Here is a 26,262-nt window from a genome sequence, read left to right as displayed (position 1 = left end):
GTCGTGTACTCGTTGGTCTTCAATTGCCCGTAGGCGATGACCGGGTCGCCTTTCATCAGCGACCCGCCGACGCCCTTGACCAGTCTGCGCCAGCACGTCACTGTCAGGAACAGCGTTCCGCCATCCGTCCATTCGCCCGTGTTGCGGTCCTGGCGGCGAGCGTTGCTCGCCATCCGGAAGTTCAGTACTTCCTCGCCGGACGGCGTCTGCCGCTTGATCGGATTGGTGATGACGGTCCCCACCACTGCACATTGTGCTTCGTACATGTTCTGCCCCCTGGTCGTTGGGTGATACGAGTCATTCGGTGATACGGGCCGGCATCGCCGATCCGATGAGCCAAGTGTCTCGTGAAACGGCAGCCCGAAAAGGCGCCGATCGACATCTGTGGATGAACCGGTTCGCTGTGGACAACCCTGTTCCGGAGGCAGTTTCGAGCGCGAATGCGTCGGTGGACCGTGCTAGGGCGGACGCTACGCCGCGACCCGATCTGTCGTCGCGTTCGCTTCCGACGCCCGAATCAGCTCGACGTAGTACCCGTCGGACGCCATCAACTCGTCGTGGGTTCCGGTTTCGAGGACTCGACCGTTGCCGAGAACTGCGATTCTGTCTGCCGATCGCACAGTCGAGAGCCGATGTGCGATGAGGATTGTCGTGCGGCCGGCCATTAGTTCGTCGAGTGCATCCTGCAGTGCACGCTCGGTCCGATTGTCCAACGCACTGGTTGCCTCGTCGAGTACGAGAACCGGCGGATTGCGCAGGACCGTCCTGGCGATCGCGAGCCGTTGCTTCTCGCCGCCGGAGAAACGGTAGCCGCGCTCCCCCACGAGCGTGTCGTATCCGTCGTCCAACGCCATGACGAAGTCGTGGATCTGTGCGATTCGCGCGGCATTCTCGATCTCCGCATCCGTCGCATCCGGTTTGGCGAATCTCAGGTTCTCGCGGATCGTTGCGTGGAAGAGGTAGGTCTCCTGCGAGACGACACCGACGAGATCGGCGACCGTCGTGGTCTCCAGATCGCGAAGGTCGACTCCGTCGATGGTGATTCGTCCCGACGTCGGATCGTGCAGTCTGGCAGCGAGATATCCCAAGGTCGTCTTGCCGGAGCCGGTCGCACCGACGAGCGCCAACGTGCTGCCTGCGGGAACGACAAGGTCGATATTTCTCAGTGTCGGCGTCGTCGCCTCCGCGTAGGAGAAGTCGACGTGGTCGAACTCGACATCTCCCCGTACGTCCGTGCGTGAGAGCGCTGTCGGATTCCGCGGTTCTGCGATGTCGATCGGCAGATCCAGGTACTCGAAGACCCGTCCGAACAGCGCCAGCGAGCTCTGAACTTCGACACCGGTGCCGAGCAACTGCATGGTCGGACGGAACAACTGGGTCTGCAATGTCGTGAACGCAACGAGTGTTCCCACAGTGAGTGCACTGCCGTTTCCGATGGTGACGCCGGCGAACCAGTAGACGAGAGCGGGCATGATCGCGAAGCTGATCTGCATGCTGGCCATGCGCCACTTTCCCGCCATCATCGCCTTCAACTCGACGTCGGCGACTTCGTCGGATCGTGCTGCGAAGCGGTCCGTGAGCACGTGCGCGGATCCAGTGGTCTTGCCGAGCAGAATCCCGCTGACCGAAAGCGATTCCTCGATCTGAACCGACAACTCCCCCAGCAGCTTCTGCCGAGTGGTGGAGATCTTGCGCCGCTCGTTGCCGATCCGACGCGCAATTCTGACGAAGACCGGCAGGATGGCGAGCGAGAACAAGGCCAGGCGCCAGTCGAGCAGAAACAGAGCGACGACGGTGGCGGCCACGGTAGTCGCATTCTGCGCGATCGAGGTCGCGGTGTTGGTGACTACCGATTGCATTCCGCCGATGTCGTTGGCAATGCGTGACTGCACCTCACCGGTGCGGGTCCGAGCGAAGAACCCCAGCGATTGCTTCTGCAGGTGTCCGTACACGGCGACTCGAAGATCGTGCATGAGCTTCTGCCCGACGCCGTTGGACATCCACGTCTGTACGACGCCGAGAGCGTTGGTGATGATGGCGACTGCAATCATGCCCGCAGCGATCAGCGTGACGAGTGTGACGTCGCGATCAGGGATGGCATGGTCGAGCAGTTCGCGGAGAAGTAGGGGTGAAGCGAGCGCGATGATCGCGCTGAAGACGATGATGGCGGAGACTGCGGCGATACGCGCGCGGTACGGATGAAAGAGTGCGAGAACTCGGCCGACGGGTGCTGGATCGGCGACGGGTCCCGGCTTATTCGTCGGAACGGCAGATTCGGTGTTTCTGCTGAGTGGGCTTTCCAAGTAGACCTCCGGGTTCGATGAAAGACATAAAGCAGAGGCTACCTCATTATGAGGTTCACTGCAATGCGGCTATGCTGCTGTCATGCATACGGGAGACAACCCGAATCTCGCCGACTCGTTCATGGCTGTTGCGAGGCGGATACGCCACGTACACATGGGCGCGCTCGAGCCGTTCGGTCTCAATCCGTCCCAGAGCCGCGCGTTGCACGTTCTCGCTCGCGAAGCGCGGCCGATGCGACTCCGCGCGCTCGCCGACCACTTGCGCATCGTTGCTCGCTCGGCCACGGACATCGTCGACTCCCTCGAAAGCGCGAACCTGGTTGTCCGCGACAACGATCCCGCGGATCGCCGCGCGGTTCTCGTCGCGTTGACCGACGAAGGCCGCACTCGGCTGGACGCTATCGACTCGGCTCGCCGCGCTGTCGCGACCGAATTGTTCGACAGCCTCGACTCCGCCGAACGCGACGAACTGCAGCGAATTCTCGGGAAGATCACGACCGAGAGATGACGGCTGCGGCGGTGGTGGCGCCTCCGATTACCGCTCCCCGTCGCGATCTCGACGGGCCAATTCGGCGAACATTGCATTGTGCGCTGCGAGGTCCGCGTCGTGGTCACGATCGGCTGCCCGGTCCGTGCGCTGTGCGTTCCGATCGTCGCTGCGCGACCACTGAATCAGGAGTGCAAGCATGACGAGCACGAGCGGAATTTCGCCCGTCGCCCAGGCGATACCGCCGCCCAGCTTCTGATCTCCCATCAGATCGCCGTTCCAGTCGAGACCGAGTGTGCGGTAGTACCACCCACCCATCACGGTGTTCATGCTCATCAACGCGACGCCGAAGAATGCATGGAACGGCAGCGATCCGAATACCATGGCCAACTTGGTGATCGGTTCGATGTGACGCGGTGATGGATCGACGCCGATGACCACCCAGTAGAAGAGATATCCACTGAGGATGAAGTGCGCGTTCATGAGCAGGTGCGCGGTGTGGTTGTCCAGGATCGCCCCGAAGATTCCGCCCAGGTACAACGCGTAGAACCCACCGACGAACAACACTGCTGCGACGATCGGGTGCGTGAGGAATCTCGAGACTGGGCTGTGCAGAGCTTGTAGCAGCCACTCACGTGGGCCTGGCACGCCGCTCTTGCCCGCCACGGGGAGTGCGCGCAGCGCGAGAGTGAGCGCTCCGCCGAGGGCGAGCAGAACGGGGACCAACATCGACAGAGCCATGTGCGCGCCCATGTGCACGCTGAACGCCGCCGGCGAGTATTTCCCGACGCCGGAGGAGGTGGCAACCAGCATGGTCACGCATCCCAGCACGAATGCCACAGTCCGGCCGACGGGCCACGAGTCGCCTCGTTTGTGGAGGCGACGAACTCCGAGCAGGTACACCACGGCCAGGACGATCGACGCAGTCCCGAAGATGAGGTCGAACCGCCAGTCGAACATCAGGCGCGCGAGCGTCGGCGGTCCGTCGAGGCCGTACCCGAGTGCTGCCTCGGTCAGCGACAGGTCGGGGTTCACATTCGACGGTGGAGGTGTACGGCCGAGTCCGACGGCCAATCCGATGGTGGCTGCCATGACAAGAACTTCGCCGCCGGCAAATCGGATGAGAGCTCCACGCGACTCGGGGTTCGCAGCGAGCGCAGGCAATGATCGCCGTCGCTGAATCCATCCGAAGAATCCGAGGACGACGAGGGCGACGATCTTCCCCAGGATCAGCCGTCCGTACAGGGTGCCGAACAAGTCCGAGACCGACACCCTGACGAGAGCGTTGATCACTCCGGACGCTGCCATCACCACGAAACACACGGACGCGATCGACGAGAATCGCCTGGTCGCCACGTCGGTGTATGCACCTCTGCGGCGTGCATGCGCGAGGACCGCGAACAGGCCACCCGCCCAGAGTGTCGCGGCTATCAAGTGCAGGATCAAACTGTTGGTCGCTACGTCGTGGGATCCTCCCGAGGACGAGTGACCGGTCACGGCGATCGGCATCAGCGTGCCGAGCGCGAACAGCAGTAGCAGCGGGGTCCACGACCACCGCAACACCGCACGCGAGGCGATCGCGAGAACGACCGCGAGGATTGCCGTCCAGCGCCAGGCGCTCGCGATTTCCACCTGGTCCAGTGCCACCCACAGATTGGCAGGCTGGATCGCCACGGTGAACGGCTGGCCGGACGTGTCCGACAACGTCAGGGGAACCAGGACCAGCGCACACGCTGCCCACACGATCGCGGCAACCGATCCTGTTCGCACCGCCCGATAGCCACCGACGTCGAGCACGCCACTCTTCTGCGGCGGAACCAGGAATGCAGCGAGAAGGAAGGAGCCGATGGCGATCGACGCGGCGATTTCACCGATAGCTCGTACCGCGGGCAGGCCGTAGGTCGTTGCCGGCCCGGGGTCGGGAATTCCGAGCAGGACCAGGGCGTCCGACGCGGACAGGCTGATGACGAGAGCAGCGACGACGGCCGCGATCAGAGCCGCCGTCGCGAACACGGACGTCGACGCCGTTGCCGCAGGTTTCGTCGACGACGGTTCGATCGTTCCCACATCAGGTGCTGCCATGACAACCAGAGTAAGAGGTGTCTGGACTGGTGGGATACGCAGCATCCCGTAGTCCTACAGCTCGTCGTAGATGGTGTGGTGTTGCACACCCGTCAATCGTGGTGGATGCGGCCTTGCTGACCGACGAGCGGCTCGCCGGATCCACCCCATCGCCTCGCGACGATTTCCGCGGCGATGGACACTGCAGTCTCCTGTGGTGTGCGTGCCCCCAGGTCGAGGCCGATGGGACTCGACATGCGAGCAAGTTCGACGTCGGTGAGACCGACCTCCTTCAACCGCGCGACTCGGTCCTCATGCGTTCGACGTGACCCCATGGCACCGACGAATGCGAAGTGCTCCTGACGAAGCGCAATATCGAGTAGCGGCACGTCGAATTTCGGATCGTGTGTCAGTACACACACGATCGTGCGGTCGTCCAACGCCCCGGCGGCCAGTTGCTCAGCGAGATAGCGGTGTGGCCAGTCGACGACGACGTCAGCTGCGGAAGGAAAGCGATCCGAAGTTGCGAATACCTCGCGAGCGTCGCACACGGTAACTCGATAGCCGAGGAATGTCCCCTGCTCCGCGACTGCCGCTGCGAAGTCGATGGCCCCGAACACCAGCATGCGTGGCCGCGGCGCATAGCTGGCGACGAACACGTCCATTCCGTCGCCGAGGCGCTCACCGTCGGGGCCGTAGGTGAGCATCGCTGATCGTCCGCTGGCAAGGAGTCCACGAGCGTCGTCGACCACGGCTGCGTCGCAGCGCGGAGACCCCACCGACCCCGAGGAGTCGGTTTCACCGAGCACGATATGCATGCCGACACGGTCGACATCTCGGTGACGCACCACCGTCGCGACAGCGATCGGACGATCGGTGGCGATGGCTTCGGCGACGGTTCCCAATTCGGGAAATGTTGTCTGCGATACGGATTCGACGAACACGTCGAGCATTCCGCCACAGGTGAGGCCGACTGCGAACGCGTCGTCGTCACTGACGCCGTACCGTTCGAGCACTGGAATACCGTTGGCCGAGACATCGGCTGCGGCCTCGTAGACGGCACCTTCGACGCACCCGCCGGAGACCGAGCCATGCACCGAGCCGTCGGGAGCCACCATCATCGATGCCCCCGCCGGGCGTGGTGCGGAGCGGAAGGTGCGAACGACGGTTGCCAGGCCCGCTGAACCTCCGGCACGCCACACTGCCACCAGATCATCGAGGACGTCGCGCATGCGTCATCCTCTCACCCCGACAGTGTGGTGCGCCTCCCGGCTGTGTCGCGCGGCGCGGCTAGGCCAATCCCTTCGGGTAGTTGAGCGCCAGCCCCGTCTCCCCTACGCCGAGCTCGAGGATCGCCCACTGTGACGGGTCGATGACAAGGAGCCCGTGATTGGAGATCATCAGCGACGTTCCCCGGAATGACACCGAGGCGGGGGTCGAGTACGGAATCGAGCGGGTGACACGATCGACGACGGTCGGCAAGTCCGCCACCACCGACCCCGCGCTCGGGTCGACCACCTGGATCGAGTTGTCGAAGGGGTTCGAGATCGGCAGGTAGATGCGGCCACTGGTTCCGATGGCCAAGCCGTCGGCCTGGCCGACGACCGCGACCTTCTCGAGCGGCCCGGGTGAACCATTGGAATTCAACGCAACTCGGTAGACGACGCCACGCCCGACAGAGGTGATATCCGGGGCGAGCGACACCGTCACGACGAAATTGAGCCGTCCTGCTGCGTCGAATTGCATTCCGTTGATGCTGTAGATCGAGGCGAAATCGGCGTTTTGATACCAGATTTCGGCTGCACCACCACCCGCGGGCACCTTCCAGATGGTGGCCTGGTTCAGGTCGCTGACGTACATGGTTCCGTCGGGCGCGAAGGTCGCCCAGTTCGGCCAGGCCGGTCGATCGACGGGCGACGGCTCGCACGGAATGCCCGCAACCTCCGCACAGGCCGGGAGGTTCGCAAACGTCGCGTAGACCGATTGTGCTCCGGTCGCCGGATCGATACGAACTGCCCGCGCCCCGGAGTAGTCGAGGGCGTACACCCGACCGTCCCCGTCGAGAGTGATCCCGTTGACGCCGTGTTCAGCCGGTACGTGATCTGCCAAGGAATATGTCTCGAGCAGACGGCCGTCGGCATCCCAATGCCATACGTCTGCAGACGAATTGGGCCGGTTCGAACCCGACCAGATGCTGCCGTCCTCAGGATCGACTGCGATTCCCTCCGGCTGCCCGGGCAGCGGAACCACAGCGATGTCCCTGGTCTGCCCGTATCCGAGGGGACCGTCCACCGCGGTCGGTTCGGCCACTGCCCCGGGCGCGGTCACAACCGCGCCCGAGATGCAGCTCGCCACCAACGCCAGAACGAGAACCCCGGTCCGACTTCCGATCATCGTGGGGTGATGGGACCGAGGAACGACGTGGTCCAGATCGCCGAATTGGCAGATCCTGCTGCGTCGTTCGTCGGGACCAGGCCGTTGAGCGTCACCTGGCCGCCCGTCAGACCGAGTGCGGGCTGCGGAGGCAAGGTGAAGCCGCAGGACTGCTGCACCGTGCCCGGTTCGATGGCCAGCTCGGTGCGACGGCACTGCCCGGTGGACGTGGCCGTGAGCGCAGGCGTGACGCCGTAGCTCGTGATGCTCAGCGACGCGCCGAAGTCCGGAGACGACGGGTTCTGGTAGCAGATCGACGCCGGGGCGGCGACGTCCTCGGAGGGCTCGGTCGAAGCCGCGCCGGTAGCGGCATCGACGGACACGGCGTGAAGCTCGGTGGTGCGCACACCTCCCGGGCATGCAGGAGTGCTTCCGGTCGAGACCGAGTTAACCTCTCGCCCTACGCTGTACTTCACCGAACCGGTCGGTTGCGGCGTACCTGCAACGGGCGTGGGTACGGGCGCGGTGCCCTCACCGAGGGTGTACAGAGTCCACATCGACCCGGTGCGACCGTCCGGCAGACGAAGAGGGTTGGCGATCGAGTTGCTAGTCGCGACACCGTCGGTGACCCCGGAATCGTTGGGGTTCACCCGCAGAACACAATCGACGGCCGCGCGCCCAGGGGAACCGATCATGAATTCGAGCCCGCATGGCCCGTACATCGACAGCTTGCCCAGGCCGGGAGCCGTCAGTGCGCCCCACTGATCAAGAAAGGCCTGGCCATCGATGATCGGACCGTCGCACACGTAGATCGGTCCGACGTTCTGCGCAGTGGGGTTCGTCAAGAAACCCGTCGACGGATTGTTGGTGAAGGTGTACATCCGCGCGTCCAGCCGCTCGACCACGGTCAACGAGCGCGGGGAGCCGAAGTAGTCGTTGCACGCAACGTTGTCCTCCGCAGTGGGACGCTGACCGCTGTCGACGGTCCGGAAGACGCTGAAGCTACCCGGCCCATCCTCGATGGAACCCATGATGGTCGCTGGTGCCGGGCTCGGTGCAGGATCCGCCGACGCCGAAGCGATCGGACACAACGCGACCGCCAATGCAGACACTACGGCGCCGCGCAACCACTGTTTCGTCACTATGTATCCCCCGGAAAAATGTGGATCCGCAATTGGTGCAGATCGGACTCACCCCGCCGAGGAGAATAGCGCAACACACGTTGAGAAGCGAGAGTTCTGCGAGATCGAATCGGGCAGAGATTTCTACCGCAATTCGTGGTCCCGTCGTTCGCCACTGCTGCGCTCCGCCGGCCGACGCAGTTAAGGTTCGACAAGCACAGTCACCCATCGAGGAGTTACTTCATGAACAGCCGTCTGACCTCTTATGCAGTTGCAGCACTGGCTGTTTCCGCATTTTTCGTGGCACAACCGTCGGGTGTCGCGAACGCTGCCCCATGCACGGACGTCGATGTGTCGTTCGCCCGCGGAACCGGCGAATTCCCCGGCTTGGGCATCACCGGCACACCGTTCGTCGATCGGTTGAAGTCCGAGCTGTCGGACCGATCGGTCAGCACCTATGCCGTCAACTACGCGGCGGACTTCACTCAGGCCAGCGCCGGTCCGGGATCACGTGACCTCGTCGCACACCTGACGTCGGTTGCGGCCTCGTGCCCGTCGACAACGTTCGTGATCGCGGGCTATTCGCAAGGAGCCACCGTCGTGACCAACGCTGTGGGCGTGCGAACCACCAGCAGCATCACCGGTGCCCTCATTCCGTCCGACATCGCCGACCGCGTCGACGCAGTTGTCGTGTTCGGCAATCCGATCGGACTCCGCGGCAGCAAGCTCGAGACAGCCAGCAGCACTTACGGCCCGCGCTCACGTAGCTTCTGCAACTTCGGCGATCCAGTGTGCCAGATCGGCGGCTTCAACAGCTTCGCACACCTTCAGTACGGGACGAACGGCTCCACCACACAGGGCGCACAGTTCGCAGCGTCGCAGGTCCGTGACTGAACCAGGTGGGGCGGCCCATAGAAGAACCTGCGCCTCGCGGCGCAGGTTCCTGCGACCACTTCGGTGCCCCCGGCAGGATTCGAACCTGCGACCAAGGGATTAGAAGGCCCTTGCTCTATCCCCTGAGCTACGGAGGCGTTGCTCGGCCGGGCGCAGGCCACGTCCGAGCACGGTGAACGAGTGTACCCGCTGGACCGATGCGGCTGCTGGAAGGGCGTTCGAGCGGGCGTACGCAGCTTCTCGAGCGGATCTCGTGGCTGCTCAGGTGTGGTTGACTGAACTCAACCGAAGGGGCCATAGTGCACCAGCTCACCCTCGGCGTCACGTCACGGTCATCGAAGCCGAACGAACGCCGCCTCCCGATTCACCCGCTGCACATCGGACGCATACCTCACGACATTCGTGACCGAGTCTATTTCGAGACCGGCTACGGACAACCCTTCGGAATCTCCGACGATCACATCGCATCGTTGACGGCAGGGGTTCGCTCACGACAGCAGTTGATCGACGAGTGCGACGTCATCCTGCTTCCCAAGCCGCAAGCCAGCGACCTCGAGTCGTTGCGGATCGGTCAGATCCTGTGGGGTTGGCCCCATTGCGTTCAGGACTTCGAGCTCACGCAGATCGCCATCGATCGACGGTTGACACTCGTTGCATTCGAAGCGATGAACCATTGGAGCCCGGAAGGCGCCTTCAATCTTCATGTCTTCCACAAGAACAACGAACTCGCCGGGTACTGCTCGGTTCTCCACGCCCTACAGCTGATCGGATCCACTGGAGATTACGGACGACGACTTCGGGCGGCCGTCATCGGATTCGGCGCCACAGCACGTGGGGCCGTGACTGCTCTCAACGCCCACGGCATACACGAGGTCGACGTACTCACTCAGCGTGGCGTCACCGCGGTCAGCTCACCGATCCACTCTGCCAGGATCGTCAATTTCGACCTCGACGGGGAGAACCCACGTCGCAGCCGTGCCTTGACCGACACCGGACGTGTTCCTCTGTCCGAGTTCCTGGGCGATCACGACATCATCGTCAACTGCGTTCTGCAGGATACGAATTCGCCTCTGACGTTTCTGGTGAACGACGATCTTCCGTCGATCTCCCCGGGAACCCTGATCGTCGATGTGTCTTGCGACGAGGGCATGGGCTTCGAGTGGGCAAAGCCCACATCCTTCACCGAGCCGATGTTCACCGTCGGTGACAACGTCCGGTACTACGCCGTCGATCACAGCCCGTCCTACTTGTGGGACTCGGCGACGTGGGAGATCAGCGAGTCCCTGCTTCCATTCGTGCGTACCGTCCTCGGTGGACCGGCCGCCTGGGGAACCAGCGACACCATCGAAAGGGCGATCGAGGTGCGCGAGGGCACTGTCGTCAATCCGAACATCCTCGCATTCCAGCACCGGAGCGCGGAGTACCCACACCCTTCTGCGTAATGCGTTGCTTGTCAAAGAATTCCAAATCCGACCAGACGCAGGTGTCCTGATTCACAACGGATACCGTTGATCTTGGAAGCACTCACAGCCGCTGATGGTTGTGCACCGCCTACCCCCTGCTGCACGCTGATTCGAAGAGTATTCGAAGGTGATCGGCCGGGGGGCTTTCTTGATGTCAGCAGGATCTCGTTCCACGTTCAGGCGTGTGGCGTTCGCATCGGTGATCGCAGGGGGTCTGACGCTGGGACACAGCACGGATGTAGCGCACGCGGACATAACTCCGATCACACTTGGAAACAGCGTCATGTCCACGCTCGGGGGATGTCTGTTCCCCGACGTGCCGGCCATTATCTGGTGCACTCAGCAGGAAGTCCTCACCGAACACGCACCGCTGATGCTCGACCTCAACCCTGTCGGCACGGTAATAGTGGTGCTCGGAGCAGGACTGTACGACGATGGCACCATCCAACCTGTGCTGCGGGAACGGCTCGATGCGGCGCTTGCGCTGGCGCAGCGCTACCCTGCCTCGCAGATCATCGCCAGCGGAGGTGTGCCGCGATCCGGGATCACCGAGGCCCGCGCGATGCGCACGTGGCTGATCGCGAACGGGGTTGCGCCGGAGCGCATTGTCGAAGAGAACACATCGACGTCCACCGTCGAGAACGCACGAAATACCGCTGCGATCCTCGCTGAGCGCGGCGCGCAGGGCGCTGTGGTCGTATCGAGCCCGAACCACGTCGAGCGTGCATTGATCGACTTCCGCAAGGCGATCTCCGGACGCTTTCCGGTGAGCGGCGTCGTCTCGGCCGGCTAGCAGACTCTCGGTGCCGGCCGAGACTCGAGCGACCGGCACCGAACAGCTAGGACGCTTCGGCGATCACGGACGGCCCCGAGGCCCCTGCCGCATCTGCCCGCGTGAGGCAATCGACGACAAGTGCAGCGTGCAGGGACATCAGACCGGCGGAACTCAGTGGGTCCACGCCAGTGAGCTGTTCGATCCGCTTCAACCGGTAGTCCACGGTGTTCGGGTGGACGTAGAGCGACTTGGCGCTGGCCCGTCGATTCGCCTCGCTCGCAACAAAAGTCTTGAGGGTGTGCATGAGCTCGGGGAACGCATCAAGGGGCGCGATGACCGATCGCAGCCGCGATCTACCCGGGCCCGGACGAGACAGCTGATACTCCAACGCCAAGTCGCCGGTCCGGTACAACCGCGGCTGCATGCGAAGGGAGCGCGCCAGGTCGACCAATTCTCGACAGTGCGCAACGGCATCCGCTATCGCGCCCGGCACAGCCCGAGCTGTCGCCGCGACCACGTTGACGCGCAATACCGAATTCAATTGCGCGATACACTCTTCCACTGCATCGGATCGAACGGACGGCACCAATATCGTTCCGCCACTGGTACTGAGCGACAGCAACGGACCGTGTGCGACAGTGTCCGATGTCAGCGCGAGTTCAGCGGCGGCGACCTTCGCGCTGTCGATCGTGCGACCGAGAGACCGTTCGGCATCAGCTGCGTCTGCCACGAAGCGAAGGAACACGACGTCGTACTCGGCAGCGATGTCGATGCCGTGACGTTCCGCCACGGCACGCGCCTCGGGATCGTCGGAGACAAGCAGATCCACCAACCTGGACGCCTGATCGCCAGTCGTCCCCGATTCCAGCTTGCAATGCTCGATGTACGCCGCCGACACCGTGTTACCCAGCAACTCGAGAACACGCATCATGAACACCGCACTGCCGACGACATCGGCATCCTGCCCTCCCGAGACGCCGTCGATGCTGCCCCTCAGCCCGGCGCTCACCGCCAGATGCACGGCGCGTTGCGCGTCACGAAGGGCGACGCCACCCCGGACGAGGTGATCCGACGAGCGCCGAACGGGATCGAGTTCAGCAGGGGTGGGTAGCTTCCCGGCGCGGAGACAGCGAGCAACGATCGCGCCGCAGTGCGCCTCCAGAACGGTCGTGACGGCTGACGGCTCCCCGCTGGAGTGACCGGACCGAAGGGGTGGGCGATCCACCGCGTGATCACTGGTGGTGCAGTGCGCGAACGAAGTGTCCAACCGCATGTCGAGCCGCCTTTCGTACCGCTGTGTGGTTCGTCACGTAACGGTAACCCACTTTGCGATCCGAAAGTATGCAAACGGGGCTACAAACATTCTCTAAGTTTGTTTCAATAGTGCCGCGGTTCCAATGAAAACCGGGCCGCCCGTCCCCTTCGGGCAGACGACCCGGCATCGACTGGAACTACAGGGTGGCTCCAGTTGCAGGACTTCTCAGCGACATGGAGAACACTCAGCGGTTCTCGAACTCACCGGTTCTCGAACTCGCCATTGATGACCTTGCCGACCGGTGCGTCGTCGCGCGCCTTCTTCGCCGCCTCACGCATCTCGATACCGTCGGAGACCCAGTCGCCGATCTCTCGAGTGACATCGCGAACCGCTCCTGCGATGATCACGGCGATCTTCCCGACGTGATTCGCAGCGGACTCCGTCAACTCCTGCACGGTGTCCTTGTTGCGCTCGAACTTGCCTACCACGACGACCACCCCTGATTCGGTATTCGATCCGATTGCACCGGCCACCTACGCAGCAACCTTCTTGCGCTCGACGATAACACCGACGGTCGGCTCCGAACCGGTCAGCGAATTCGGCAGGGCGAGCTTGAAGATCTTTCCCCACACCGAACCGATCTGCTTGAAGAACCCGCCGGTGTTGTACGGGAGACCGTACTTGTCGCACAGCGCCTTCACCTCGGGAGCCAGTTCCGGGTAGCGGTGCGCGGGCAGGTCAGGGAACAGGTGATGTTCGATCTGATGGGACAGGTTTCCGGACATGATGTGGAACAGCGGCGAACCTTCGATGTTGGCCGAGCCCAGCATCTGACGGACATACCACTCGCCGCGCGACTCGTCGGCGGTCTCCTCCTCGGTGAACGTCTGGACTCCAGTCGGAAAGTGTCCACAGAAGATGATCGAGTAGGTCCACAGGTTGCGGATCAGGTTCGCGCCGACGTTACCGACCAACGTGGTGACGAAGAACGGACCCGACAGCGCTGGGAAGATGACATAGTCCTTGAGCACCTGACGGCCGGCCTTGCGCCACATTCCCTGTAGCAGCGGCTTCACGTCGTGCCACTTGCGCTTGCCCTGGATGATGTTTTCCGATTCGAGGTCGTGCAGCATGACGCCCCACTCGAAGAACGTCATCAGCAGGAATGCGTAGACAGGGTTTCCGAGGTAGTACGGGTTCCACTTCTGCCCCTCGTCCATCCTCAGGATGCCGTAGCCGATATCGCGATCCTTGCCGACGATATTGGTGAAGGTGTGGTGCATGTAGTTGTGCGAGTGCTTCCACTGGTCGGCCGGGCAGACCGTGTCCCACTCGAATACCTCGGAATTGAAGCCAGGTTCGCGCATCCAGTCGTACTGGCCGTGCATGACGTTGTGCCCGATCTCCATGTTGTCGAGGATCTTCGACACACCGAGAGCTCCGACTCCAGCGAGCCAGACCGGCGGCAGGAATGGAAGGTACATCATTGCGCGACCGGCGATTTCGAATCCGCGCTGGGTCTTGACGATGTTGTAGATGTACTCACGATCGGTGTCGCCGAGCTTGGCGACGGTGCGTGCGCGCAGTTCGTCGAGTTCGCGGCCGAGCTCTTGGACTTGCTCGTAGGACAGGACGGTCGGCGTGAGCGCCTCAGCCTTGGCCGAGGAACCGAAGAACGGCAAAGATACTGCAGGCAAAGGAATTCCGAACATTGAAACACTCTCCGTTTCGATTGTCGAAAGGTTGTTCTCGGACGGGTTCGATCGGTGGGCCGAGCTGTCAGATCTCGATGGACACATCACCGACGGGCACCGTGACACAGAGTTGAATCTTCTTGTGCGGCTCGCTGTCCTTCTCACCCGTCTTGACGTTCGTCGTGCATCCGGAGGTCTTCACCGACGTGCAGGTGAAACAAATCCCCATTCGGCAGCCGTACTCGGGAGTCAATCCGGCGTCTTCCGCCTGTTCCAGCAGTGTCCGCCCAGAGTTGGACGCGACCACATCACTGTCGGAGAAGGTGACATCGCCCGCTGCATCCTCCGCTACGACTGCCACCGGGGCCGCGAATTCCTCGAGGTGGAGGTTTTCACTCAGACTGAGATCCGCGTACACGTTCTTGACTCCGCGCATCAAACCCGGTGGGCCGCAAAGGTACGTCTCCGCGTCGGCGTACCAGGGCGCTACGGCGTCCAGGTGCTCCGTGCCGAAGAATCCGTGCAGATCGCCACCCGACTGCTGATCGGTGTACGCCAGCACGATCCGAACGTTGTCGTTCTCGGCCGCGATGGCGTCGAGTTCGGCTCGGTACGACACGTCGTTCTCGGTGTACGCGTAGTGCAAGAAAGTCAGGGCGCCGCTGTACCCCTCGTCCAGCAGCGTCCTGAGCATCGAGAGCACCGGGGTGATGCCGCTTCCACCGCTGATCAGCAGAACGCGGTCCGGCCTGGGTGTCGGAAGATGAAAGGTGCCGTCGGCCTGCGAGAGGCTGACCACGAGACCGACGTGAGCATTGCCGTGGAGGTACTGCGAGACAAGTCCCTCCGGGTGGGCCTTGATCGTGAGCTCGATGCGTCCGTCGTCGCGATATTGCGAGCACGCGGGCGAGTAGCACCGGGTATGCCGGACGCCGTCGATGACGACTCCGACCTGCACGAACTGACCGGCTTCGAAACCCTGCCACTGGTGGGTCGGGCGAATGGTCAGCGTGACGGTATCCGCAGTGGAGCGGTGTACAGCAGTAACCTCACCGCGGAGGTCCCTGACTGTGGTCATCGGGTCGACCAGTTCGAGGTACCGATCGAGAGCATGCGGAGTGGCCATCGCCTCGAACAGTGACAACAGCGAGAACTTGCTTCGGCTTTTCGGGCGCCGAGTCTTCTGCCGGACTGTCATGTCGCCTCCGTGTTCGTACGATAAGAAGGACTGCTTCAGTGTACGGCTGTGCACTAGAATCCAGTGTGGCAGATCCACACCGGGAACTGTCAACGCCAATGTGACCGTACCGACACGGAGTAGATATAAGTGATCGGCATCACACCAATAGGTAAGTCGAGGTCAGGACCGGAGGTGATCACACAATGGACGGCAATAAACTCGAACATGTGACAGAACCGGGCACCCGTGCCGAGCGCAAGGAACGGACGAGGCAGGCACTCATCGACGGCACTCTCGACCTGCTGCGCGACCGCTCGTTCGCAAGTGTCAGCCTGCGGGAAGTCACCCGGTCTGCAGGAATCGTCCCCACCGCGTTCTATCGCCACTTCGCGTCGATGGAAGACCTGGGCGTTGCGCTCGTCGAGGACTCGATGCGCATGTTGAGGCAGATGCTCCGGGACGCACGAAAGGACCCGACCACAAAGAACGCGACCGAATCGTTGCGCATCCTCGTACGTCAGGTCAGGTTGCACGAGGACCAGTTCAGGTTTCTCGCGCGAGAACGCTACGGCGGAGTGACCGAGATTCGACGGGCGTTCGCAACCGAACTTCGCATGTTCGTCAGCGAACTCACCATCGATCTCTCTCGCATGCCCGGCCTCGAATCCTGGGACATCGCCGATCTGGAGATGGCTGCAGACCTCATCGTGTCCACGATGCTGACCGCTACGGTGGGCCTGCTGGAAATCGATCGACCCAACAGTGCGAAAGAACGTGAACTCCTGCGCCGAACCGAACATCAAGTACGGCTCATCGTGCTCGGCATGGGAGGGTGGAAGCGGAACCACGGCTGAGAGGACTCGTCCATGACAGCAACCGCCACCACCGTGACCGTCGACGATCTGGTGTTCGACGTGTCCGTGGACGGACCCGACAACGGCGTCCCGGTCGTTCTTCTTCACGGGTTTCCGCAGACCTCGGCATGCTGGGACCGCGTCGTGCCACGTCTTACCGCTGCCGGCGTCCGCACTATCGCACCTGACCAGCGCGGCTACTCCCCCGGTGCACGACCCATCGGGACCGACGCCTACCGGTCCTCTCATCTGGTCGACGACGTCCTCGCGATCATCGAGGCATTCGACCTCGAATCTGCGCATGTCGTCGGGCACGATTGGGGCGCGGCCGTTGCCTGGCAATTGGCCGCTACGCATCCTGAGCAGGTCCGTTCGCTCACGGCGGTGTCCATACCGCACACCGCCGCATTCGGTTGGGCCATCCGAGAAGACGCGGACCAACAGCAGCGGTCGTCGTACATCGGACTGCTTCGGCAGGAAGGCAAAGCCGAACAACTTCTGCTGGAGAACGATGCGCAGAGGCTACGGGCAATGTTCTCCGACGACAGTCCGGACGACAGATACGTGAAGCACCTCGCCGAGCCGGGTGCGCTCACGGCCGCTCTCGAGTGGTATCGGGCGATGACGAGCGAGTTCGGACGGTTGGGTCCGGTGAAAGTTCCGACGACTTACGTCTGGAGCAATCAGGACTCGGCCGTCGGCCGCGCAGGCGCCGAACGATGCGGCGAGTTCGTGGATGCGGAGTACAAGTTCGTCGAGCTCGACGGTGTGTCGCATTGGGTACCGGAGGAGGCGCCGGACCGCCTGGCAACGGAGATCCTCGCTCGAATAAGAGACCTGAGCGTCGGTTCTGTCAGACCTTGTCCGGAGACTTGACCGCCAGAAGCGCGCCCAGTCCGACGACGAGAACCACCAGCAAGCCACCGATGCCGGCGCGGTCGGCGTCGAACATCCACACGAATAGTCCGAACAGCGTCGGCGCGATGAAGGACACTGCCCGGCCCGTCGTCGCGTAGAGGCCGAAGAACTGTCCTTCCCGCCCCGGCGGCGCCAACCGCGCCAGGTACGTACGGGAGGACGATTGCGCGGGGCCGACGAAGAGGCAGAGAATCAGCCCGAACACCCAGAACATCAACGGACCTGACACGAACAGAAGCACGAGGCCCGCGAGGATCATCGCCGTCAGCGAGAACACGATGACTGCCTTCGGTCCCACTCGATCGTCGAACCGACCCGCCGTGATCGCGCCCAGTCCGGCGGCGACGTTCGCTGCGACGCCGAACAGCAGCACGTCGGCGGTCCCGATGCCGTACACGCTCACGGCGAGTACCGCACCGAACGTGAACACCCCTGCGAGACCGTCGCGGAACAACGCACTGGCGGCCAGGAAGTAGACGCTGCGCCTGTCGGCTGTCCAGAGTTCGCGAAGGTCGCGGAACAAGACCGTGTACGACTCGAGCATTCCGGCTTTGGCTGCACCGGGATCGGCCGTAGTAGCGGGCAACTCGGGGACGGTGAGCAGCACCGGGATGGCAGACACGGCAAACCACACCGCGGCAAGAAGCGCGACAACACGGATGTTGAGCCCGCCGTCCGTCGTCAGACCGAACAGTCCGCGCGTGTCTCCGTCTCCGACGATGAAGCCGAAGTAGCACATCAACAGCAGGACGATTCCGCCGAAATAGCCCATCGACCAACCGAATCCGGAAACGCGGCCGATGTTCTCCGGAGTCGACACCTGCCTGAGCATCGCGTTGTACGGGATGCTGGCCAACTCGAACAGAATCGATCCTGCAGCCAGCAGCACCAGCCCCAGCCACAGGTAGTGGTAGTCGTCTTCGACAAAGAAGAGACCGGACATGCTCACGACCGTCAAGCCGGTGAGGAGTGCGAGCGAGCGCTTCCTCTTGCCTCGGGCGTCGAAGCGTTGGCCGGACACCGGCGCCAGTACCGCGATCACGACGCCCGCAAATCCGACCGACCAACTGAACCACGACGTTGCCGAGATCGACCCGGGAAGATCGTCGCCGACGGCATCGGTGAGGTACACCGAGAACACGAAGGTGAGGATGACCGCGTTGAACGCGGCGGATCCCCAATCCCATATCCCCCAGGCGAATACCTGTTTACGCGCAGTCGCAACGCCGACGACGGCATTCTCGGCCCGAGTGTCCATGACGGAAGCCTAGGCGAGTCGGGCTCTGTGGACCCGCTACTCAGGTATCAGGTCCGGGCCTATGCACTCTGTTGCATAGGCACCTCGTTGCATACATACTGGTTCGCGTGGCACTCGAACACGCGATACTCGTCTCCCTCACCGAACTGTCCGGCTCGGGGTACGAACTCGCGAACAGATTCGACAAATCCATCGGCTTCTTCTGGAGTGCCACGCACCAACAGATTTATCGAGTGCTGACTCGGATGGATGCGGCGGGATGGATCGTCGGCACTGCAGTCGTTCAAGAGGGCCGTCCGGACAAGAAGGTCTACTCGGTCAGCGAGGCCGGACGAACCGAACTCGACCGGTGGATTGCCGAACCTACCGAACCGAGTACGTTGCGCGAAGAACTGGCCGTGAAGATCCGCGGCGCCGCAAACGGTGACATCGCCGCGCTGACAGCCGAGGTCAGGCGCCACAGGTCGGTCCACGTCGAACGCCTCGAGCTGTACCGCCTCATCGAAAAGCGTGATTTTCCCTCCCCTGCCGACCTCACCGGAACTGCGTTGCACCAATACCTCGTGCTGCGCGGTGGAATCCGAGTCGAGGAAGGCTTCGCCGAATGGTGCGACGAGATCTTGGAGAAACTGTGACCACATCGACTGGATATCCCAACCTGCTCTCGCCGCTGAACGTCGGCACGACGTCGTTGAAGAACCGCGTGATCATGGGCTCGATCCACACCGGACTCGAGGACCGAGCACGCGACACCGGCCGGCTGGCGGAGTATTTCGCCGAACGGGCACGCGGCGGGGTCGCCCTCATCGTGACCGGCGGATACGCGCCCAACCGAACGGGCTGGCTGCTTCCGTTCGGTGCGAAGCTGACCAATCGCCTCGAAGCGCGTCGACATCGCACGATCACCGATGCCGTCCACCGCGAAGGCGGCAAGATCGCGCTTCAGATCCTGCATGCCGGCCGGTACTCGTACCAACCGTTCAGTGTGTCGGCGTCGTCGATCAAGGCTCCTATCAATCCTTTTCGTCCGCGGCGGCTCACCTCACGTGGGGTGCGGTGGCAGATCCGCAACTACGTGCGCTGCGCTCGACTGGCACAGTCAGCTGGATACGATGGCGTCGAAATAATGGGTGGTGAAGGCTATTTCATCAATCAGTTTCTCTCCGAACGCACCAATCACCGACGCGACGAATGGGGTGGAAGTCCCTCGAACAGGCGTCGAATTGCTGTGGAGATCTCACAGCAGATACGCGAAGCCGTCGGACAGGACTTCTTGATCGTATTCCGACTGTCGATGGCCGATCTGGTGGAGGGCGGTCAGAGCTGGGACGACATCGTCGCTCTTGCACAGGAATTGGAACGCGTCGGCGTCGACATCATCAATACCGACATCGGCTGGCACGAGTCGAGAGTGCCGACCATCGTGACTTCGGTACCCCGTGCTGCCTTCGCCGACATCACCGGAAAACTCGACAAGCACGTCTCCATACCCGTCGCGGCATCGAACCGAATCAACATGCCCGACATCGCCGAGGACATTCTTGCCCGTGGCGACGCGCAACTGATCTGCATGGCGAGACCGATGCTCGCCGACCCGTTCTGGGTGCGCAAAGCCGAGGCCGACGCCGCGGACAGCATCAACACCTGCATCGCGTGCAATCAGGCATGCCTGGATCACGCGTTCGTGCACAAGACCGTCTCGTGTTTGGTCAACCCACGAGCCGGACGCGAGATCGAACTGCAGCTGCTTCCCGCTCGTCGGGCCAAGAAGGTGGCCGTCGTCGGCGGTGGGCCCGCCGGGCTGTCCGCCGCCTTGGAGTCGGCCCGACGCGGACACGCAGTCAGCCTCTTCGAAGCACGGCCCGCTCTCGGCGGTCAATTCGGCATTGCACAGCGAATTCCAGGCAAGGAGGAGTTCGCCGAGACCATCCGATACTTCACCACCGCGCTGAAAGACGCTGACGTCGCAGTACATCTCGGTCATCGAGTGACTGCAGCCGAGCTGCGCGACGGCGATTTCGACGAGGTTGTCATAGCCACCGGAGTCGTCCCGCGAATTCCGTCGATACCGGGCATCGATCACCCGTCGGTGTTGTCCTACGCCGAAGTGGTCGAGGACGGTCGGCACGTGGGTGATCGGGTCGCGGTGATAGGTGCAGGCGGCATCGGCGTCGATATCTCCGAATTCCTCACCACCGACGCGTCCCCCACCCTGGATCTGAAGGAGTGGAAGCAGGAATGGGGCGTCACCGAACCCGAAGCAGCACCCGGCGCACTCACGACCCCGGTCCCCGCCCCCTCACCGCGTGAGGTCTACCTGCTGCAACGCAAGAAAGGCAGAATCGGCGCCGGCCTCGCAAAGACCACCGGCTGGGTGCATCGCGCAGCGCTGAAAGCAAAAGGCGTGCACGAGCTGTCCGGGGTCAACTACGAGCGGATCGACGATGACGGCCTTCACATCACCTTCGGAGACAAGCACGAGCGGCCACGGACACTGGAGGTCGACACGATCGTCGTCTGCGCCGGGCAGGAGTCGGTCAGAGACTTGGTCGACGACCTGAAGGCCTCGGGGACCGCAACTCATGTGATCGGCGGCGCCGAGCTGGCGTCGGAGCTCGATGCCAAGCGAGCGATCGAACAGGGAACTACTCTAGCGGCACGCATCTGATCCCATCCACTACCCTGTCTCACCGTGAGCCTGCCGAGTCCTGCACCCGAAGCCCGTGCCGTCGTCACCGGAGCCTCCTCCGGCATCGGAGAGGCGTTGGCCACCGAACTTGCCGCACGCGGCCATTCGCTGATCATCGTCGCCCGTAGAGGTGAGTTGCTCGAAGCGCTCGCGAAGAAGCTCGAGGCCGACCACGGAGTGACCGTCGAAATCCGAGTTCTCGACTTGTCGGACCGGGACGCGCGCGCACCGTTCGCCGACGAGCTTGCCGGCCGCGAGATCAGTATCCTGTGCAACAACGCCGGAATCGCGACGTTCGGACCAGTGTCGGGTCTCGACCCCGCCTACGAGCGCGACCAGGTCGAACTCAATGCGGTTGCCGTGCACGACCTGACGCTCGCGGTGATCCCGGGGATGATTGCGCGCGGCAGTGGGGGCATTCTCATCACCGGTTCCGCAGCAGGCAACATGGCCATCCCCAACAACGCGACGTACGCAGCGACGAAGGCATTCGTCAACACGTTCTCGGAGTCGCTGCGGCTGGAATTGAAGGACAGCGGCGTCCACGTCACTCTGCTCGCGCCCGGTCCCGTCCGCACCGAGACGCCCGATCCGGCCGACGCGTCGATCGTCGACAAGCTCGTTCCCGATTTCCTGTGGATCGACAGCGCCTACACGGCGAAGCTGTCACTCGACTCGCTTGCCAAGAACAAGATGCGAGTCGTTCCCGGGTTGCTGAGCAAGGGCATGTCCATCGCCGGTCAGTACAGCCCGCGTGCGATCTCGGCACCCATCGTGGGCAGCTTCTACAAAAAGTTGGGCGGCTAGCGGATTCACCGCTTGCGGCGACGCCCGGTACCGAAGATACTGCGTGAGATCTCCCGTCCTGCAGCGGAAGCCGCAGATCGCAGAAAACTCTTGACCGCCGGATTGTCCATGATCCGTTCGGCAGCAGACGGACCCTCCGGCGCCGGTGGAGGCAAGTCGGGTAATTCCGTCGGCAACGGCGGGTAGTCGAAATTCTCTGTGGGAGCGGGGGCATCCGCAACCCGAGCCTGCAGTTTTTCGTAGGCCGACTCGCGGTCGATCGTCTCGCGGTACTTCGCGCTCAGCGGGCTTGCCGTCGCGGCCGCGGCGATGGCCTCGTTGCCGATTGTGTCCATGAGCGAGCGAGGCGGACGGATCTTGGTCCATGCCACCGGCGTCGGTGCACCCTTCTCGGACAGGACCGTCACGATGGCCTCGCCGGTTCCCAGGGAGGTCAGCGCCTTCTCCAGGTCGTACGCCTTCGTCTTCGGATAGGTACGGACGGTCTTGTTCAGGGCCTTCTGATCGTCGGGTGTGAACGCGCGCAAAGCGTGCTGGATCCGAGCGCCGAGTTGAGAGAGCACTTCGTTGGGCACATCGGTCGGAAGCTGCGTACAGAAAAAGACGCCGACGCCTTTGGATCGGATCAGCTTCACGGTCTGCTGGACCTGCTGCAGGAAGGCCTTCGACGCATCCGCGAACAACAAGTGGGCCTCGTCGAAGATGAACACGAGCTTGGGTTTGTCGACGTCGCCTACCTCGGGGAGCGTTTGGAACATATCGGCGAGAACCCACATCAGGAACGTCGAGAACATCACTGGTCGCGCCGCATGCGCTCCGAGTTCGAACAGCGTGATGACGCCCTTGCCGTCGGCCCCGACGCGCAGGAGATCCTCGGTCTCGAGCTCGGGCTCGCCGAAGAAGGTATCGCCGCCGTCTGCTTCGAGGTTGACCAGCGCACGCAGAATGACCCCTGCCGTCGCCGAGGAGACGCCGCCGATGCCTTTCAGGTCCGCTTTGCCTTCGTCGCTCGTCAGATGCGTGATGACCGCGCGGAGATCCTTGAGGTCCAGCAGCGCGAGCCCCTGCTTGTCCGCCCAGTGAAAGATCAGACCTAGCGTCGACTCCTGAGTGTTGTTCAGCCCCAACACCTTGCTGAGCAGGATGGGTCCGAACGCGGTGATGGTCGCGCGCACCGGTATGCCGATTCCTTCGGTGCCGAGGGAGAGGAACTCGACGGGATATCCGGTCGGGACCCAGTCCGATGCGCCGGTGTCCACCGCGCGAGCGCGGATCTTCTCATTGTCTGAACCGGGCGCCGACAGTCCGGACAGGTCGCCCTTCACATCGGCCATGACGACCGGTACGCCCGCTGCGGACAGCTGCTCCGCGATGCCCTGCAGCGTCTTCGTCTTGCCGGTACCGGTGGCTCCGGCGACGAGTCCATGCCGATTGAGCGTGGCAAGGGGAATGCGTATCTTCGCGTCCGGATCAGTCGTCCCGTCGAGGACGACTGTGCCGAGTTCGAGTGCCGCTCCTTCCGAGGCGTAGCCGGCAGCGATCTCGCCTGCGACGGTGCTCGCACCAGCGACGGCAGCATCTGCGGTGTCGGATTCTGCGGCTGCAGCTTCCTTCTCAGCGGCTTCGGCAGCTGCCAATGCTTCTGCGGCGACCCGAGCGGCTTCGACGGCGGCAGCCTTGGCCACCTTCGCTTTCTCGGCAGGGGACAATTCGACGCCGGTGGATGGAACCGATACATCTGGGGTGAAATTCTCCGATGCCGGATCAACCGTCATGTCCGCATGCTCCTTCTCGGTTCGCTCACAGTGGATCGCCACCGCAAACCTTAGCGGTGAGCATGCTCGCACTAGTGTGTGTCTCGTGCAGGACAAACTTGTGTGGATAGATTGCGAAATGACCGGCTTGGATTTGTCGAAGGACAAACTCATCGAAATCGCGGCGCTCGTCACCGACAGCGAGCTCGAAATCCTCGGTGAGGGCGTGGACATCGTCATTCATGCCGACGACGCCGCTCTCGCCGGAATGCCCGACGTCGTGAAGAAGATGCATGCCAAGTCCGGATTGACCGAGGAGGTGCGCGCATCCACGGTGAGCTTGGAAGAAGCTCAGCAGCAGGTACTGGCGTACATCCGTGAGCACGTGCCGGTTGCAGGGGCCGTTCCGCTTGCAGGCAACTCCATCGCCACCGATCGCGGTTTCATCTCGCGCGACATGGTCGAGCTGGACACCTACCTGCACTACCGCATGATCGACGTCAGCTCGATCAAGGAGCTCTCACGTCGGTGGTACCCGAGGATCTACTTCGGTCAGCCGGCGAAGGGGCTCGCACACCGCGCATTGGCCGACATCAAGGAGTCGATCAAGGAGCTGCAGTACTACCGCCAGACCGTCTTCGTGGCCCCTCCAGGCCCGTCGACCAGCGAGATTGCGGCCGTCGTGGAAGGTCTCGACACGCCAACCTGAGGGCGATTCGCAACTGAAGAATCGAACCGCTAGTATTATCTCCGCTGCTGATACAGAGCCCGAAAGGGCGAAGTCGACGTAGTTATGGTGGGTGTAGTTCAGCTGGTAGAGCACCAGGTTGTGATCCTGGGTGTCGCGGGTTCGAGTCCCGTCACTCACCCCATAGAAGCAAGAAGGCCGGTCTCCACACGGAGGCCGGCTTTTTTGTGTCCTCAGTCGGTATTGCCCCCCCCAGAAGACAGCTACCCGCACACGGACGGGAAAGGCGCACAACGAATTACGTTGTTGTAATTCAACTTTCGAGTTTCCTATGGGGTTCATGTGACGTACGGTTACAAATGGCACTTTTGGGGAAGAAAAGTACCAACGTTAAAGCTGTGAACGTTCAGCGTTGATTCGACGCGCCCCGAAACGCGCCACCAGTACGAAGCCCACATGGGATACATCTGTCGGGCAGAGACGAGGAGGCACTAGACGTGGGTCGAAGAGTTCACAGGGTTATTGCGGGTTCGGTGTTGTCGGCGGCGTTGTGCATCGGTGCCACGGGTCTGATCAACCCGGCTGTTGCAGCAGCGCAGCCGACCATCGACCTGCCCGAGGTCCCGATACCGCAGCCTGACGCGCAACAGCGGTCAGCAATCCTCGCCGCCGTTCTGGACGCCACAGGCGCACTCATCAGCGAAGTCGCCGGCGTCATTCTCGATTCCGACTTCGGCCCCGCTCCGAGCGAGGACACGACTGCTGACGAGCCGGAAATCACGGCCGCTCCCCCAGCAGTCGGACTCGGCGGCTCGATTCTGCCGCTACCGGCGCGCAGCTACGAAATCTCATCCGGATACGGCGGCCGCAACAACCCCACCGGCAACGGCGGCCAGTTCCACCAGGGCGTCGACTTCGCCGCACCGTCGGGAACCCCGATCTACGCCGTCACCGGAGGAACCGTCGAGCAGGCAGGCGACGCAGGCGACGGCTACGGCAATCTCGTGCGCATCAAGAGCGGCAACACGGTGACGTACTACGGGCACCAGTCGAGCATCGGCGTCGAGGTCGGCGACACGGTAGAGGCGGGAGACCAGATCGGAACTGTCGGCAGCACCGGCAACTCGACGGGACCACACCTCCACCTCGAAGTCAGGAACAACGGCTCCAGCGTCGAACCCGTCGCCTATCTGAAGACGCTCGGGATCGATCCCGCACGGTATGCGAAGGACGACGACCGCTAGCGGCTACACCGAGGTGGCGTTGCCCGCCTTCCATTCCTCCCACGGAATGTTCCAGTCGCCGAGCCCATCGGTGCCGGACAGGGTGCCGCCCACGGTGTTCTTCACGACGACAATGTCGCCGCGCTTGGTGTTGTCGTAGACCCACTTCGCGTTCGACGGGCTGAGATTGAGGCAGCCGTGGCTCGCGTTCGAGTAGCCCTGCTGCCCGACCGACCACGGCGCCGAGTGGAAGAAGATACCGCTGTAGGACATCCGAGTGGCCCAGTCGACGGGCGTGCGGTATCCGCTTGCCGAGTTCACCGGCACGCCGTACGTCGACGAATCCATCACGAGGTGCTCGAAGCGGTCGCCGATGATGTAGACACCGTTGTCGGTCGGCGTGCTGTCCTTGCCCATCGACGTCGGCATGGTGATGACGTCTTGTCCGTTGACGCTGAAGGTGAC

The 26,262-nt window shown here is 62.8% G+C and carries 24 protein-coding genes and 2 tRNA genes; 12 read left to right on the top strand and 14 right to left on the bottom strand.

What is annotated here, in order from left to right; translation table 11 throughout:
• On the bottom strand, positions 1–266 hold a 266-nt coding region (locus A2J03_RS22745), incomplete at its 3' end, for a single-stranded DNA-binding protein (protein ID WP_156520541.1).
• 204 nt (positions 267–470) lie between these two features.
• On the bottom strand, positions 471–2,183 hold the full coding sequence (locus A2J03_RS22740) for an ABC transporter ATP-binding protein (RefSeq protein WP_068378515.1): 1,713 nt from the start codon (positions 2,181–2,183) through the stop codon (positions 471–473).
• A gap of 202 nt (positions 2,184–2,385) precedes the next feature.
• On the opposite strand from A2J03_RS22740, the gene A2J03_RS22735 reads away from it, so the two are divergent.
• On the top strand, positions 2,386–2,811 hold the full coding sequence (locus A2J03_RS22735) for a MarR family winged helix-turn-helix transcriptional regulator (protein WP_068378501.1): 426 nt from the start codon (positions 2,386–2,388) through the stop codon (positions 2,809–2,811).
• Positions 2,812–2,838: 27 nt separating this feature from the next.
• On the opposite strand, the gene A2J03_RS22730 is transcribed toward A2J03_RS22735, so the two are convergent.
• From A2J03_RS22730 to A2J03_RS22715, 4 genes are all read right to left on the bottom strand, one after another.
• A complete protein-coding gene (locus A2J03_RS22730) occupies positions 2,839–4,872 on the bottom strand; it encodes a cytochrome c oxidase assembly protein (protein WP_068378513.1) in 2,034 nt (677 codons plus the stop codon).
• A gap of 92 nt (positions 4,873–4,964) precedes the next feature.
• A complete protein-coding gene (locus tag A2J03_RS22725; protein WP_068378499.1) occupies positions 4,965–6,083 on the bottom strand; it encodes an XdhC family protein in 1,119 nt (372 codons plus the stop codon).
• A 58-nt stretch (positions 6,084–6,141) separates the two neighbouring features.
• Positions 6,142–7,245, bottom strand: a complete 1,104-nt coding sequence (locus A2J03_RS22720; RefSeq protein ID WP_068378497.1) for an SMP-30/gluconolactonase/LRE family protein — start codon at positions 7,243–7,245, stop codon at positions 6,142–6,144.
• A complete protein-coding gene (locus A2J03_RS22715) occupies positions 7,242–8,366 on the bottom strand; it encodes a hypothetical protein (RefSeq protein ID WP_156520540.1) in 1,125 nt (374 codons plus the stop codon). Before A2J03_RS22715 ends, A2J03_RS22720 begins: the two co-directional genes overlap by 4 nt.
• A 222-nt stretch (positions 8,367–8,588) precedes the next feature.
• Here A2J03_RS22715 and A2J03_RS22705 point away from each other — a divergent pair, with 222 nt between their 5' ends.
• Positions 8,589–9,239, top strand: coding sequence for a cutinase family protein (locus A2J03_RS22705; RefSeq protein ID WP_068378491.1), 651 nt, complete (start codon positions 8,589–8,591; stop codon positions 9,237–9,239).
• Between the two features lie 64 nt (positions 9,240–9,303).
• On the opposite strand, the gene A2J03_RS22700 is transcribed toward A2J03_RS22705, so the two are convergent.
• Positions 9,304–9,376, bottom strand: a tRNA-Arg gene (locus A2J03_RS22700).
• 162 nt (positions 9,377–9,538) lie between these two features.
• On the opposite strand from A2J03_RS22700, the gene A2J03_RS22695 reads away from it, so the two are divergent.
• Both A2J03_RS22695 and A2J03_RS22690 read left to right on the top strand, forming a co-directional pair.
• Complete coding sequence (locus A2J03_RS22695) at positions 9,539–10,681, top strand: N(5)-(carboxyethyl)ornithine synthase (RefSeq protein ID WP_082898025.1); 1,143 nt, start codon at positions 9,539–9,541, stop codon at positions 10,679–10,681.
• A 205-nt stretch (positions 10,682–10,886) separates the two neighbouring features.
• On the top strand, positions 10,887–11,495 hold the full coding sequence (locus tag A2J03_RS22690; protein WP_231912667.1) for a YdcF family protein: 609 nt from the start codon (positions 10,887–10,889) through the stop codon (positions 11,493–11,495).
• A gap of 46 nt (positions 11,496–11,541) precedes the next feature.
• Here A2J03_RS22690 and A2J03_RS22685 read toward each other — a convergent pair whose 3' ends face one another.
• From A2J03_RS22685 to A2J03_RS22670, 4 genes are all read right to left on the bottom strand, one after another.
• A complete protein-coding gene (locus tag A2J03_RS22685) occupies positions 11,542–12,750 on the bottom strand; it encodes a PucR family transcriptional regulator (protein ID WP_068378485.1) in 1,209 nt (402 codons plus the stop codon).
• A gap of 242 nt (positions 12,751–12,992) precedes the next feature.
• Complete coding sequence (locus A2J03_RS22680; protein WP_068378511.1) at positions 12,993–13,220, bottom strand: hypothetical protein; 228 nt, start codon at positions 13,218–13,220, stop codon at positions 12,993–12,995.
• A 45-nt stretch (positions 13,221–13,265) separates the two neighbouring features.
• Positions 13,266–14,444, bottom strand: a complete 1,179-nt coding sequence (locus tag A2J03_RS22675; protein ID WP_068378483.1) for a fatty acid desaturase family protein — start codon at positions 14,442–14,444, stop codon at positions 13,266–13,268.
• A gap of 67 nt (positions 14,445–14,511) precedes the next feature.
• Complete coding sequence (locus A2J03_RS22670) at positions 14,512–15,624, bottom strand: ferredoxin reductase (protein ID WP_068378481.1); 1,113 nt, start codon at positions 15,622–15,624, stop codon at positions 14,512–14,514.
• A gap of 185 nt (positions 15,625–15,809) precedes the next feature.
• On the opposite strand from A2J03_RS22670, the gene A2J03_RS22665 reads away from it, so the two are divergent.
• Both A2J03_RS22665 and A2J03_RS22660 read left to right on the top strand, forming a co-directional pair.
• Positions 15,810–16,460: a TetR family transcriptional regulator gene (locus tag A2J03_RS22665; RefSeq protein ID WP_231912666.1), complete on the top strand. Its 651-nt coding sequence runs from the start codon at positions 15,810–15,812 to the stop codon at positions 16,458–16,460.
• A gap of 12 nt (positions 16,461–16,472) precedes the next feature.
• Positions 16,473–17,336 (top strand): alpha/beta fold hydrolase, encoded by an 864-nt coding sequence (locus tag A2J03_RS22660; RefSeq protein ID WP_068378479.1) that lies wholly within the window; start codon positions 16,473–16,475, stop codon positions 17,334–17,336.
• On the opposite strand, the gene A2J03_RS22655 is transcribed toward A2J03_RS22660, so the two are convergent.
• Positions 17,314–18,636: an MFS transporter gene (locus tag A2J03_RS22655; RefSeq protein ID WP_068378477.1), complete on the bottom strand. Its 1,323-nt coding sequence runs from the start codon at positions 18,634–18,636 to the stop codon at positions 17,314–17,316. The two genes, A2J03_RS22660 and A2J03_RS22655, sit on opposite strands and share 23 nt — an antisense overlap.
• A gap of 107 nt (positions 18,637–18,743) precedes the next feature.
• Here A2J03_RS22655 and A2J03_RS22650 point away from each other — a divergent pair, with 107 nt between their 5' ends.
• From A2J03_RS22650 to cmrA, 3 genes are read left to right on the top strand one after another with little or no spacing between them, the layout of a single operon-like run.
• Positions 18,744–19,271 carry a PadR family transcriptional regulator gene (locus tag A2J03_RS22650; RefSeq protein ID WP_068378475.1) on the top strand — a complete coding sequence of 176 codons (528 nt, stop codon included), beginning with the start codon at positions 18,744–18,746 and terminating at the stop codon, positions 19,269–19,271.
• Positions 19,268–21,304, top strand: a complete 2,037-nt coding sequence (locus A2J03_RS22645) for an NADPH-dependent 2,4-dienoyl-CoA reductase (RefSeq protein WP_231912665.1) — start codon at positions 19,268–19,270, stop codon at positions 21,302–21,304. The genes A2J03_RS22650 and A2J03_RS22645 overlap by 4 nt, the downstream gene beginning before the upstream one ends.
• 24 nt (positions 21,305–21,328) lie before the next feature.
• Complete coding sequence (cmrA, locus tag A2J03_RS22640) at positions 21,329–22,132, top strand: mycolate reductase (RefSeq protein ID WP_068378471.1); 804 nt, start codon at positions 21,329–21,331, stop codon at positions 22,130–22,132.
• 5 nt (positions 22,133–22,137) lie between these two features.
• On the opposite strand, the gene A2J03_RS22635 is transcribed toward cmrA, so the two are convergent.
• Complete coding sequence (locus A2J03_RS22635; RefSeq protein WP_068378507.1) at positions 22,138–23,907, bottom strand: helicase HerA-like domain-containing protein; 1,770 nt, start codon at positions 23,905–23,907, stop codon at positions 22,138–22,140.
• Positions 23,908–23,992: 85 nt separating this feature from the next.
• Between A2J03_RS22635 and orn the strand changes: the two genes are divergently transcribed.
• From orn to A2J03_RS22620, 3 genes are all read left to right on the top strand, one after another.
• Complete coding sequence (orn, locus tag A2J03_RS22630) at positions 23,993–24,595, top strand: oligoribonuclease (RefSeq protein WP_082898024.1); 603 nt, start codon at positions 23,993–23,995, stop codon at positions 24,593–24,595.
• 87 nt (positions 24,596–24,682) lie between these two features.
• Positions 24,683–24,758: transfer RNA gene (locus A2J03_RS22625), tRNA-His, on the top strand.
• 313 nt (positions 24,759–25,071) lie between these two features.
• Positions 25,072–25,818 (top strand): M23 family metallopeptidase, encoded by a 747-nt coding sequence (locus A2J03_RS22620; RefSeq protein ID WP_068378467.1) that lies wholly within the window; start codon positions 25,072–25,074, stop codon positions 25,816–25,818.
• Between the two features lie 3 nt (positions 25,819–25,821).
• Here the strand turns inward: A2J03_RS22620 and A2J03_RS22615 are convergent.
• Positions 25,822–26,262 (bottom strand): L,D-transpeptidase (locus tag A2J03_RS22615; RefSeq protein WP_156520539.1); only part of this gene is annotated, 441 nt, incomplete at its 5' end.

This window comes from Rhodococcus sp. EPR-157 (genome assembly GCF_001647195.1).
In the GTDB taxonomy this organism is placed as follows: Bacteria; Actinomycetota; Actinomycetes; order Mycobacteriales; family Mycobacteriaceae; genus Rhodococcoides.
Note: the sequence above shows the minus strand (reverse complement) of the source record. Positions and strands in the feature narration are given on the sequence as shown.

Bases quoted from the DNA above. Each gene is read 5' to 3' on its own strand.
- A2J03_RS22735 (WP_068378501.1), top strand. From the start codon at position 2,386: ATGCATACGGGAGACAACCCGAATCTCGCCGACTCGTTCATGGCTGTT.
- A2J03_RS22730 (WP_068378513.1), bottom strand. From the start codon at position 4,872: ATGGCAGCACCTGATGTGGGAACGATCGAACCGTCGTCGACGAAACCT.
- A2J03_RS22725 (WP_068378499.1), bottom strand. From the start codon at position 6,083: ATGCGCGACGTCCTCGATGATCTGGTGGCAGTGTGGCGTGCCGGAGGT.
- A2J03_RS22720 (WP_068378497.1), bottom strand. From the start codon at position 7,245: ATGATCGGAAGTCGGACCGGGGTTCTCGTTCTGGCGTTGGTGGCGAGC.
- A2J03_RS22705 (WP_068378491.1), top strand. From the start codon at position 8,589: ATGAACAGCCGTCTGACCTCTTATGCAGTTGCAGCACTGGCTGTTTCC.
- A2J03_RS22685 (WP_068378485.1), bottom strand. From the start codon at position 12,750: ATGCGGTTGGACACTTCGTTCGCGCACTGCACCACCAGTGATCACGCG.
- A2J03_RS22675 (WP_068378483.1), bottom strand. From the start codon at position 14,444: ATGTTCGGAATTCCTTTGCCTGCAGTATCTTTGCCGTTCTTCGGTTCC.
- A2J03_RS22670 (WP_068378481.1), bottom strand. From the start codon at position 15,624: ATGACAGTCCGGCAGAAGACTCGGCGCCCGAAAAGCCGAAGCAAGTTC.
- A2J03_RS22665 (WP_231912666.1), top strand. From the start codon at position 15,810: ATGGACGGCAATAAACTCGAACATGTGACAGAACCGGGCACCCGTGCC.
- A2J03_RS22660 (WP_068378479.1), top strand. From the start codon at position 16,473: ATGACAGCAACCGCCACCACCGTGACCGTCGACGATCTGGTGTTCGAC.
- A2J03_RS22655 (WP_068378477.1), bottom strand. From the start codon at position 18,636: ATGGACACTCGGGCCGAGAATGCCGTCGTCGGCGTTGCGACTGCGCGT.
- A2J03_RS22635 (WP_068378507.1), bottom strand. From the start codon at position 23,907: ATGACGGTTGATCCGGCATCGGAGAATTTCACCCCAGATGTATCGGTT.